Annotated in this window: 12 protein-coding genes; 1 reads left to right on the forward strand and 11 read right to left on the reverse strand. The window is 41.9% G+C overall.

The features are described 5' to 3' along the window. The 10 genes from PEPTYR26121_RS08490 to PEPTYR26121_RS08535 form a co-directional block, all read right to left on the reverse strand. The coding region (locus tag PEPTYR26121_RS08490; RefSeq protein WP_180500988.1) for an FtsX-like permease family protein at window positions 1–1516 on the reverse strand (1516 nt) is incomplete at its 3' end. Beyond that, window positions 1503–2192 (reverse strand): ABC transporter ATP-binding protein, encoded by a 690-nt coding sequence (locus tag PEPTYR26121_RS08495; RefSeq protein WP_180500990.1) that lies wholly within the window; start codon window positions 2190–2192, stop codon window positions 1503–1505. The genes PEPTYR26121_RS08490 and PEPTYR26121_RS08495, both read right to left, overlap by 14 nt. A 100-nt stretch (window positions 2193–2292) precedes the next feature. Next, window positions 2293–3270, reverse strand: coding sequence for a sensor histidine kinase (locus PEPTYR26121_RS08500; protein WP_180500991.1), 978 nt, complete (start codon window positions 3268–3270; stop codon window positions 2293–2295). Then, window positions 3263–3922: a response regulator transcription factor gene (locus tag PEPTYR26121_RS08505; protein ID WP_180500993.1), complete on the reverse strand. Its 660-nt coding sequence runs from the start codon at window positions 3920–3922 to the stop codon at window positions 3263–3265. Before PEPTYR26121_RS08505 ends, PEPTYR26121_RS08500 begins: the two co-directional genes overlap by 8 nt. Next, window positions 3903–4088, reverse strand: a complete 186-nt coding sequence (locus PEPTYR26121_RS09235) for a helix-turn-helix domain-containing protein (RefSeq protein ID WP_180500995.1) — start codon at window positions 4086–4088, stop codon at window positions 3903–3905. Before PEPTYR26121_RS09235 ends, PEPTYR26121_RS08505 begins: the two co-directional genes overlap by 20 nt. A gap of 188 nt (window positions 4089–4276) precedes the next feature. Next, window positions 4277–5137, reverse strand: a complete 861-nt coding sequence (locus PEPTYR26121_RS08515) for a cysteine ABC transporter substrate-binding protein (protein WP_180500997.1) — start codon at window positions 5135–5137, stop codon at window positions 4277–4279. A gap of 13 nt (window positions 5138–5150) precedes the next feature. Further along, window positions 5151–5885, reverse strand: a complete 735-nt coding sequence (locus PEPTYR26121_RS08520; RefSeq protein WP_425484721.1) for an amino acid ABC transporter ATP-binding protein — start codon at window positions 5883–5885, stop codon at window positions 5151–5153. Next, window positions 5885–6562 carry an amino acid ABC transporter permease gene (locus PEPTYR26121_RS08525; protein ID WP_180500999.1) on the reverse strand — a complete coding sequence of 226 codons (678 nt, stop codon included), beginning with the start codon at window positions 6560–6562 and terminating at the stop codon, window positions 5885–5887. The genes PEPTYR26121_RS08520 and PEPTYR26121_RS08525 overlap by 1 nt, the downstream gene beginning before the upstream one ends. After that, window positions 6528–7202: an amino acid ABC transporter permease gene (locus PEPTYR26121_RS08530; protein ID WP_180501000.1), complete on the reverse strand. Its 675-nt coding sequence runs from the start codon at window positions 7200–7202 to the stop codon at window positions 6528–6530. The genes PEPTYR26121_RS08525 and PEPTYR26121_RS08530 overlap by 35 nt, the downstream gene beginning before the upstream one ends. Window positions 7203–7461: 259 nt before the next feature. Continuing rightward, entirely contained in the window at window positions 7462–8472 is a 1011-nt protein-coding gene (locus PEPTYR26121_RS08535) for a threonine aldolase family protein (protein ID WP_180501002.1), read from the reverse strand. A gap of 62 nt (window positions 8473–8534) precedes the next feature. On the opposite strand from PEPTYR26121_RS08535, the gene PEPTYR26121_RS08540 reads away from it, so the two are divergent. After that, on the forward strand, window positions 8535–9617 hold the full coding sequence (locus PEPTYR26121_RS08540) for a pyridoxal phosphate-dependent aminotransferase (protein WP_180501004.1): 1083 nt from the start codon (window positions 8535–8537) through the stop codon (window positions 9615–9617). Window positions 9618–9656: 39 nt separating this feature from the next. On the opposite strand, the gene PEPTYR26121_RS08545 is transcribed toward PEPTYR26121_RS08540, so the two are convergent. Beyond that, entirely contained in the window at window positions 9657–10460 is an 804-nt protein-coding gene (locus PEPTYR26121_RS08545) for a copper amine oxidase N-terminal domain-containing protein (RefSeq protein WP_180501006.1), read from the reverse strand. Window positions 10461–10846: the final 386 nt, after the last annotated feature.

Below are 10846 nucleotides of genomic sequence, written 5' to 3' on the forward strand. Positions count from 1 at the left end.
GGTAAAATTTTGTATCAACTCTTTGATATACATGCAATTGGTCTATACCTTCAACTTTTTCTATATCATGAACAAGGTTTTTATCCAAAAAATCATCTACATAAATACTAGAGTCAAAATTATAAGGACTTTGGTAGTTATTATATTTTTCCTCTAAACTTTTATATGCCTGACTTACTAAAACTGTTGTCAATACAAAGGCTGATAGAACCATGGAAATTACAATAATTCGATAGGTTGAGCGATAAGACCTGTAATAATCTTTTGCTAAAGTCTTTTCTATAGATCCATTTATTTTTGATTTTCCTAATTTTATATTTTTTTCTGTAATACCATTTAAGCCTTCTATTATTTTTATTTTTGCACTTTTCTTTGCAGGAAGCAGTGCTGAAAAATAAACCATTATCAAGGATAACAAAATAATTATTAAAATAGACCCAATACTTGGTATTACTAAATTAAAGCCTGGAGATTTTAGACTTTCTCCTAAAATATTTGATATTTTTTTATAAGAGATAGAATTGTTAAACCACAACAAATATAAGAGCAGATTTGCAAATACCAAAGATAGAATTGTTCCCAAGGCTATTGGTAAGGTTGAAAGTTTAAAAGCTTTCTTTCGAATCATTTTTTTGACCTGCTTATCTGTCATCCCAGTACTTTTTAATAGAGCAATTTCTTTTAAATCTCTAGTATTCCATACATTAAAAGCACCGTAGATAATAAAGGCAAAAAGTATGGTGAGAAAAAAAGCTATCCCATATTTTTCTATAGCTAAATTTACAACACTTTTAGGTGGAATAATTCCTTTAGGATAAACCATACTGTGCTCTAAAATATCTTTGTTGTAAAATACTCTTCCAATATCTAAGGCTTGTTTCTCATCAATATTCATTTCAGACAAAATTTTTCGAGTCTTTGTATAGGTATCCCTTATGCTTTTATACCAAATCCATGCTTCTATTCCATCATTGTTTTCAAATAGATAATCCTTTTTATTGCTATCTGCTAAACCTATAAGCATAGTATCTTCAAAAGAATATCCATAATCATCGTAAACACCAACTATGGTATATGTCTTTTTATTTTCAATAATCTCAGAACCTAAATCATACTCCTTGTTTTTTATTAAAAATCTCTCTGATACTAAAAGTTCATTTGAATTTTCTGGTTTTCTACCATTTTTGATTTCATAGCCGAGAAGACCTGCAGAATCTCCAATTTCATATATAACTGCATTTAAGTCTGTTTTTATTATTTTGTTGAAAGAAACTTTTTCTATATCTTTATCGTTTCTTAATTTATCATAAAAATTTTCGTCAATTTCAGCTATATCTACATGATAATCTCCAATAGTTTTCTTTACGTATTCATACTGTTCAGTGTTCATTGAGTCGAAAACAAAAATAACAGTTCCTAGTAAAATCACTGCCAAAAGTATGGAAATTTTAATAGAAAAACTGTCTTTCTTATTGTTTTTTACAGCTCCATCGGCTAGGTCATTAATAATTTTCATAAGTTCCATCTCCTAAGAAATTTAACCTACCGTCTACCATTCTATAGACCTTGTCACAAGAATTTGCTACTTTTTCATCATGAGTTATGATCATAATTGTAGAATTTAGTCTCTTATTTACAAGTCTGAAAAGTCCTGTAATCTCTTCAGAGTTTTTTCTATCAAGATTTCCTGTAGGCTCATCTGCTAGGATAATGGCAGGTCTTGTAATAAGGCTTCTAGCAATAGCCACCCTTTGTTGCTCTCCACCGGATAATTGCTTTGGATACCTATCGAGTTTTCCTGCTATTCCCAGTATTGATAGAATTTCCTTTAAATAGTCTTCATCTACTTTTTTATTGTCTAGCAAAAGAGGAAGTAGGATATTTTTTCTCACATTAATATTTGGAATGAGATTGAAAAATTGGTAGACAACGCCAATATTTCTTCTGCGAAATACTGTCATTTCATCTTTGTTAAATTTGGTAATATTTTTATCTTGAATAAATATATCACCACTTGTTGGCGTATCTACTCCTGCCAGTAAATGAAGTAGTGTAGATTTACCGGAGCCACTGTCTCCAATAATGGCAACCAGGTCTCCTTTTTCCAGTTCAAAATTTACATTTGAAAGGGCATTTACTTCTACTCCGCCCTTATATGTTTTTGTTAAATCAACTGTTTTTACTATATTCATATTGCATCCTCCTTAACTTGTCTAAAGGATAATGGACTTAAGTGACTGGAAAGTGACTAGAAAAAAAGACCATGTCTTATTTTAGACACAGTCTTAAAATTTAATTATAAAACCTCAGTTCAAAAGCATTTGATTTTTTCCCCTTATGATATAAAAGCTCTCCATTTTGTCTTTCCATTACAGATTTTGCCATAGGAAGCCCAATCCCATAACCTTTCGAATTTGGATCTATCTTATAAAAACGTTTAAAAACTTTTTCTAACATTTCACGATCCAAACCTTTAGAAAAATCTTCCACAAAAATACTTTTATATAGATTTGTTTCTTTAAGTTGGATTTCTATCTGTCTACCTTCTGTAGCTTCTAGACCATTTTTCATCACATTGAAAAGTGCTTCATAGGTCCATTTCTTATCGCATATAAGATCAAAATCATCTCCATAAAGTGGAATTTCAATATTATCATTGATAAAAAAATCTTTTAGCTTTTGTATGATATCTTCAATTAATTTTCGAGCAGATATCCTATCTGTTGCCATTTCTATTGTGCCTGAATCAAGGGCTGCCAGTTTTAGTAAAATATCAGATAAGTTGTGGAGTCTAAGTAAATTATCTCTGAGTCTTTCTATATATTCTTCGGAAAAATTGTCATCTTCGTCTTCTAATAAGTCTAGTAATAATAAGGATCCCGTCAACGGAGTTTTAATTTGATGGGCAATATCTTCAGTATATTCTCTTAAAGTTTCCTTATTTTTCTCTGCATTTTCGGCTATTCTCTTGTTTTCTATAATGATTTTAATAATTTCATCTCTAAGTTTTCCAAATTCATCGTCTATAATTTCATAATTATCCGAGTCTATGTCAAGTGAATGAAGGAGTCTAAATATATTATTGATTTTATCCTCAAGAACTTTTTCTTTTTCCTTTTCAATTTTAGAAATAACTATAAACAAAATTACATTTATCACTAGAAAGCCAATAAGTGTTAGAATATCAAATCTTGGATTGAGATAAATTACAAACAAAGACATTAGTAGATTTAAAATTAAGACAAGTAAAATATTTTTATTTTTACTCATTGTCCCACCTATATCCTATTCCTCTTATTGTTTTTATATGATTACCATAATCTCCAAGTTTAGATCTTAATCTTTTTATGGTGACGGTTAGGGTATTATCATTAACTTCATAAAAATCATAACCCCAAACATAATCTAAAATTTTCTCCCTTAATAGATTTATATCTTGATTTTCTAAGAGCATTTCCAATATAGCAAACTCTTTTAAGTTAAGGTCTAGATCTATTCCATCTATTGAAGCTTGTTTTGAAATGAGATCTAAAGATAATTTTTCAAAAGTCAGTTCGCCAACCTTTTTTATTTTTCTGCTAAAAACATTGTCTATTCTCGCCTTTAGGACAGGAAGAGAAAAAGGCTTTGTAATATAGTCATCCGCTCCTTGAGAAAGACCTTTTATAACATATTCGTCTTCGTCTTTTACAGTAAGCATTATGACGGGAAGATCAGAAAATTCTCTCAGCCACTTTAAAAAATTAAAGCCTGACCCATCAGGGAGATTGGCATCAAGAAGAATTAAGTCAAAGTCATTAAAATTTATATTTTCTGTCTGAGAAAGATGATTATAAATAATAGTTTCAATATTCTGTTTGTTTAAGTAAGTTTTAACAGCAAAGGCTATTGTGCTGTCATCTTCAATCATTAGTATTTTCAATTCTATACTCCAATACTTCCGATATATCACATTTAATATACCTACAATTTCTGCCAAGTATTTCCATACTTACATTTTCATCGCGTCCCATTTTAGCGATGGTATGAGGCGTTGTGTCGACGGCTTTTTGTAGATCTAATTTTTTCACCTTTATTAATTCTTTCATGATATTATACTACCTTTTGTAACGCAATCTTTCCATTTCTCTATTTCTCTCAATCAAACTCGCTGTTTACATAAGAACCGTTAGGCAGATTTTTAGATATGTTTCTCGGCCATAAAAAAATCGGCACGAAGGTTTATATCTTCGTGCCGATTTTAATTCCTATTTTAGAGCCTTCGCGGCTCGCTTTTTTATTCCAAATATCCTTCAGGTTTCGCTTCCACGACCATATCTTCCGGTTTGGCGGAATCCCCATAAGTGGGGGCCAATGTCTCTTCGTACGCCTTGGTGAAGAATCCTTCGCCGTAAAGCTTTTCGATTAATTCGTTCACGAAGTCCAACATTTCTCCATTTCCCTTTTTAACGGCGGGGGCGATATAATCCACATCGCCTAAGCTTTGAACGCCTACATCGAAGCCCGGGTTTTCAACGGCCCAGGCCAGAACTTCCGTATTATCCGTACTCATGGCGTCTCCTCTGCCGTCTAAAAGAGCACTGTAGGCTTCGGCGTATTGATCGTATTTTTGCAGCTTCACTTCAGGGTGTTCTTTGGTGAAGTAGGTGTCGGCGGTGGTGCCTTTACTTACGATCAGGGTCTTGTCTTTAAGTTGTGCCACATCGGTGATCTTGCCTTCGGGGGATACGATGCCGAGAGAAACTTTCATATAGGGAAGGGCAAAGTCCACTTGTTCTTTGCGCTCGTCGGTAACGGTAAAGTTTGCGAGAAGCAAGTCGATTTTATTGGCATTTAAATATTCCACGCGGCTCGCCGCTTCTACGGGCACGTAGTTTACTTTGACGCCCAGTTCTTCTGCAATGCGGTCGCCGAGGGCGATGTCGTAGCCTTGGAAGTTGCCTTGATCGTCTACGTAGCCGAAGGGCTTTTTATCGCCGAAGACGCCGATGGTAATTTCGCCGGACTTTTTAATTTCGTCGATGGTGCGGGTCTTGCCCGTATCCGCCGCTTCCTGTCCTTCTTCCTTTACGCTTCCGCAGCCCACGAGACCGATGGCCAACAGAGCGATGAGTAATAGTGCAGATAGTTTTTTCATTGTATTCCTCCTTTTAATGATAATGAAAACCTTCTAAAAATTGACGGGCCCGTTCCGTCTTCGGATGTTCGAAAAATGTTTCGGGATCGGAATCTTCTACGATGGTGCCGTCTTCTAAAAAGAGAATGCGATCGGCGACTTGCCGGGCAAATTCCATTTCGTGGGTGACGATGAGCATGGTCTTTCCTTCCTCCGCCAGTTCCCCCACGAGTGCGAGGACTTCCTGTACCATTTCGGGGTCCAGGGCGGCGGTTACCTCGTCGAAGAGGTAAATTTCGGGATCCATAAGCATGGCGCGCAAGATGGCCACCCGCTGTTGCTGCCCGCCGGAGAGATTGGCGGGGTAGCTTTTCGCCTTGTCGCCGAGGCCCACCCGCTCTAAAAGGGCGAGTGCTCTTTCTTCCGCCTGCTTTTTATCTTCCCCCTTGGCCTTAATGGGGCCGAGGGTAAGATTATCCAATACATTCATGTGGCCGAAGAGTTCGTAGGATTGAAAGACCATGCCGATTTTTTTGCGCACGTCGGGCATTTCTTTTTCGCTCTTTACGACGCTTTCGCCGTTTAAGAAAATGTCGCCGCCGCTGATGCGCTCCAGGCCGTTAATGCAGCGAAGAAGGGTGCTCTTCCCGCAGCCCGAGGGGCCCAGAATGGCGAGGACCTCGCCCTTTTCTACTTCCAGGGAAAAATCGTTCAGTATTTCCAAATCGCCGTAGCGCTTCGTAATGGAGTTTACTTCTAAAATAGCCATTATGCCTCCTTCCATTTTTTCTCAAGTTTACCCGCCAAGGTCGAGAGAGGATAGCAGATAATAAAGTAGAGAATAAAGATTACGCCGTAGATCCAAAGGGCCGCCGTGGGAATCTCGAGCCGAGTGGCCTCGATGATCTGCTGGCCGGTTTTAATCACTTCGATGACGCCGATTAAGGCGATGAGAGAAGTGGTCTTGATCATACGGGTTACCAGATTCATTGCCTGAGGAATCAAACGGCGAAGGGCCTGAGGCAAAATAATATAGCCCATAGTCTGAAACCGCGTGAGGCCGATGGAGGCCGCCGCCTCGTATTGATGTTTCGGAATAGAGGAAATGGCGCCTCGCACCAAATCTCCCATTTCCGCCGTGCCCCAAAGAGTAAAGACGATGATCGCCGCATGAAAGCCGGAGATGTGAACATTAAGCGCCTTCGCCAGGCCGAAGTAGACGATAAAGAGGAGCACGAGCTGGGGCATAAGCCGCATAAATTCCAGATAAAGCTTGCTGACGGCTCGAATAATCTTCGATTCTTTCGTCATAATCCAGCCGAAGATCAGCCCGAAGACGATAGAAAGAGCGACGGAGAGAATCGACACGAGGATGGTGACCCAAAGGCCGCCTAAAAGCCGGGTCCATGTATTAGGATTCGCTAAGAGCGCTGCGCCCGATGCCATAGCGTAACCTCCTTTCCAGTAGGGAGAAGAAAACGGCGACGGGGACGAGGATTACCAAATAGCTCAAAACTAAAAGGAGGAGCGCCTCGTCGGTTTCATAATAAATACCGATTAAATCTTTCGCCACATACATTAAATCGGCGAGAGCCACGGCACTGAACACGGAGGTTTCCTTTAAGAGGAAAATCATATTCGCCCCGATAGAGGGAACGGCGATGGCCATGGCCTGTGGCAGAACCACGTGACGGAGCATGGCCCCTTTACTGAGCCCGATGCTCTTCGCCGCCTCTATCTGCCCCTTGGAGACGGCCTCCAAACCCGAACGGAAAGATTCCGCCATATAACTCGCCCCTAAAAAGATGAGACCTGTAATGGCGCAGGCTTCCGAAGATAAGACGAGGCCGATTTTCGGCAGCCCGAAGTAGAGAAAAAACAATTGAATCAAAAGCGGCGTATTTCTCGAAAGTTCGATATAAGCTTTAGTGATTCCATTTAAGACGGGAACTTTTTCAACTCGGATAAAAGCGAGGACGAGGCCGACAATAAGAGAACCCGCCACGCCTATAAGACCGATCCGCACCGTCAGCTTGGCAGCCTCCACATAGTGGGGAAGCATTTCAAGCATAAATGCCCAGTTCATGGCAACTCCTTTCAGACAACAAAAAAAGCGAGCTTTCGCCCGCTTCTCAAATGATTAGATCGACGCCTATTCCGGTCGCCAAAGACAAAACATTTGCGCAGGCAAATAAGCCGTACAACAAGTACAGCAACATGCGCAGATGGACATGTTTTGTAAATTTCTAATCATCATAATGCTCTTTTCTATTGAACTTTTTTAAAGGATACCACGCCGCCCGAGTCTTGTCAAACTATTTTACTATGAATTAATTTTTTTGCGGCTATCCCTTTAAAATCGAAAGGAGTTCCTCGATTTCCTCGTCTTTCGTTTCGTAAGTGGTGACGAAGCGCACCAGAGTCTTTTCCCCTTCCCTCGCGATTTCAAATTGTCCGACTTCCTGTAAAGGTTCCACCTTCTCCTTCTCCACCTCTACGAAAAGCTGATTGCTTTCCATGGGGTAAACGGGGGTGTAGCCGATTTCATCCAGTCCGTCGTAAAGTTTTTTCGCCATGTCGTTGGCTTTTTTCGCGATGCGGAAATAAAGATCATCTTCGAAGAGCGCTTCAAATTGCGCACCTAAGAGAAAGCCCTTGGCGAGAAGGAGGGACTGCTGTTTTTGGTAATAGATAAACTCGTCGGCGAGACGAGCATTTGAAAACACGAGAGCTTCGCCGAATAGAGCGCCGTTTTTCGTGCCGCCGATGGAAAAAATATCGGCAAATTCAGGATAATCGGCCAGGGTCAGGTCGCTCGCCTCGCTCATAAGGGCACTGCCCATGCGGGCCCCGTCGATGTAGACGAAGAGTTCGTGGCGATCGGCTACTTCCCGAATGGCGGCCAGTTCGCATTTCGTGTAGACTCGCCCGGTTTCCGTGGCGTTTGAAAGATAAATCATCCCCGGAAGCACATTGTGAAAACTGCCGAAGCTTTCCAGATGATCGTTTAACACCTCGGGGTCGAATTTTCCGCTTTCCGTGGGCACGGTAATAATTTTATGGCCGCCGCTTTCCACCGCCCCCACCTCGTCGCCGACAATATGGCCGGAATCCGCCGAGACCACCGCCTCGTGCGGCAAGAGGCGAAAGCCGATGGCGAGGGTATTGGCAGCCGTTCCTCCGGGCACGAAATGCACGGGATAATCCTTCCCCAAGGCCTCCCCGATAAGTTTCGCCGCCCGCTCCGTATGAGGATCGAATCCATAGCCTATGTTATTTTCCCCCTGCACTTCCAGCAGTTTCTCTAAAACTTCGGGATGGCAAAGGTCGTGATAATCGTTTCTGAAATTAAACATAAACACCTCCATATTGTCTTTTTATTGGCGTCATTATATCATAGCGTAGAAAAGGAGGTCCTATGAAAAAACATTCCCACGGAGCCGATCTTTACGATTTAGAAACCAGATATCAATGGCGAGTCGACGAGATTCGCGATTTTTCTTCCAATATAAATCCCTTGGGCCCTTCCCCGAAAGCCCTTAACTATTTCAAAGACCATTTAACCGCCCTCTCCCGCTACCCGGATCCCGAATACCGGAAACTGCGGGAAGCCATCGGCCGCTACGTTCACGCCTCCCCGGAAAATGTCCTCCTGGGAAGCGGCACATCCCAATTAATTCAGGCCTATATCGCCTACTTACATCCGAAACGCGCCCTGTTAAACAGCCCCTGTTACAGCGAATACGAGCGTGAACTGGATAAAATCGGCGCCCATATCGTAGAATACAATCTCGATTACCACGCCAATTTTAAAATCGACGTGGATGAGGTGATCCGCATGATCCGAGAAGAATCCATTGATCTCTACGTCCTTACCAATCCCAACAATCCCACGGGATCTATCTTGACCCGGGTGGACATCGAGCGGATCTTAGACGAAACCGACGTCCATATGCTCGTTGACGAAACCTATATCGAATTTACCGATCGCGCCGTCTATTCCGCAGCCGCCCTGGCTACCCAAAGAAAGGATCTCTTCGTCGTGCGAGGCACGAGCAAATTCTTCGCCACCCCGGGCATACGGCTAGGTTACGGCCTGACGGGCAATGGCGATGTAAAGAACGCCCTCTCGGAAACCCTCTCCATGTGGGGAATCAATGTGGCGGCGGAAATCATGGGCCGCATCATGTTTTCAGACGAAAACTACCGCGCCAAAACCTATCACCTGGTTCAGGAGGAAAAAGAAAAACTCTGCGCGGGCCTGGAGACCATCGACTCCCTTAAAGTCTTCCCCTCCTACGGCAACTTCGTCCTCGTGAAGATCAAAGACCGCTCCCATACGGCAAAAGAACTGCGGGATGCGCTCATGGAGAAAAAACTCATTATTCGCGACTGCGCAAGCTTTCGCAATTTAGATTCCCGCTTCTTCAGATTCTGCATCCTGGACGAACAATCAAACGACGCCCTGCTTAGGGAACTCCGAAACTTCTTTAAAAAATAACGCAAAAAAACCTGCTCCATTACGAAGCAGGTTTCTTTTTTATTTCAGAGACACGCGTTCCAGCGTCTTTACGGTTTTTAGAATATTTTTGATTTCCAGTTTGGAATTTTCGTATGCTTCTTTCAGCTCGGGCGCCGCATCGGGGCTGATGCCCGAGTTTTCAGCAAAGGTAAAGATCAGGTAACCGCCGGGAAGGGGTTTGAGTAAGATCATGGAGCATTCCGCACAGGAAGGATCTTTTACTTTGGCGATGGTGCCGATGCGTCCGATATGATCGGTTTTTCGATAGTTTTGCTTGTCGTAAATGCGTACCTCGCCGCCGTCGTCTTCGATGACATAGCGATTCTTATCAACTTCCGGGATCTCAAAGGAATAGCCGGCTTTTGTGGCGATGCGAATGTCGTCATTCGAGGGCGCGTCGTCTAAATAGCTTCCCACGACGACTGTTCGGGCATCGCTTCCCCAGTGGACTTCTTTTCCGAAGGGTTCCGCTACATAGCGCAGGGGCAGGTATACAGTGCCTTCTTCTTCGAAAGGCGCTACGTCTATAGCCATGGTTTCGTCGCCTTTTGTATACTCTTTTTCACCCACTGTCATATTGACAGTTTCATCACCTGAGGTAATGGCGATGGTCTTATTATTTTCGTCAACGGAAACTTTTAGAGTTTCCAATTGTTCGAGGAGAGAGACGGGGATATACGTTCGGCTGTCTTTCACAAATCCCTTTCGGTTTAAACTATATCCGTCCATATAAACATGTACGGCTTCGGCGGGCCAGGTCTCGGCGAAGATTCCTTGGGGAATCAATAAAAGAAACAATAATAATGCAGCGATTTTTTTCATTACGTACCTCCTTCCTCGCGTAGACGAACTACGCGCCGAAGGCCCAATCCCCCGAAAACTCGGTGTCTTAAAGGCCTTCATCCTCTCTCGTTCACGACGAGTGTACACCCTGGGATGGAATAAAACAAGTCTTTTTCCGTATATTTTTTCGTCATTTTGTATTTTCATGAAAAGTTCACAGTCTGAAAACGGCTTTTATTTTCCATATTTTTATTTTAATCCCCTTTTAACGAACAATTTTATTGCTTTTCTTCCTATTGCTGCGCTAAAACGTAATTTTTTTTGCAAAATCAGAACCACCGGCTTAGCCGGTGGTTTGTTATGCCCCTATAAGGGGCTGTTACCGGCAGCACTCTCGTGCTCTGAGTTTCTTCCTCTTGCAACAA

This window comes from Aedoeadaptatus nemausensis (genome assembly GCF_903819165.1).
GTDB classification, from domain to species: Bacteria; Bacillota; Clostridia; order Tissierellales; family Peptoniphilaceae; genus Aedoeadaptatus; species Aedoeadaptatus nemausensis.

Coding starts and splice junctions, on each gene's coding strand:
- PEPTYR26121_RS08495 (WP_180500990.1), bottom strand. CDS start 2,192: ATGAATATAGTAAAAACAGTTGATTTAACAAAAACATATAAGGGCGGA.
- PEPTYR26121_RS08500 (WP_180500991.1), bottom strand. CDS start 3,270: ATGAGTAAAAATAAAAATATTTTACTTGTCTTAATTTTAAATCTACTA.
- PEPTYR26121_RS09235 (WP_180500995.1), bottom strand. CDS start 4,088: ATGAAAGAATTAATAAAGGTGAAAAAATTAGATCTACAAAAAGCCGTC.
- PEPTYR26121_RS08515 (WP_180500997.1), bottom strand. CDS start 5,137: ATGAAAAAACTATCTGCACTATTACTCATCGCTCTGTTGGCCATCGGT.
- PEPTYR26121_RS08520 (WP_425484721.1), bottom strand. CDS start 5,885: ATGGCTATTTTAGAAGTAAACTCCATTACGAAGCGCTACGGCGATTTG.
- PEPTYR26121_RS08525 (WP_180500999.1), bottom strand. CDS start 6,562: ATGGCATCGGGCGCAGCGCTCTTAGCGAATCCTAATACATGGACCCGG.
- PEPTYR26121_RS08530 (WP_180501000.1), bottom strand. CDS start 7,202: ATGAACTGGGCATTTATGCTTGAAATGCTTCCCCACTATGTGGAGGCT.
- PEPTYR26121_RS08535 (WP_180501002.1), bottom strand. CDS start 8,472: ATGTTTAATTTCAGAAACGATTATCACGACCTTTGCCATCCCGAAGTT.
- PEPTYR26121_RS08540 (WP_180501004.1), top strand. CDS start 8,535: ATGAAAAAACATTCCCACGGAGCCGATCTTTACGATTTAGAAACCAGA.
- PEPTYR26121_RS08545 (WP_180501006.1), bottom strand. CDS start 10,460: ATGAAAAAAATCGCTGCATTATTATTGTTTCTTTTATTGATTCCCCAA.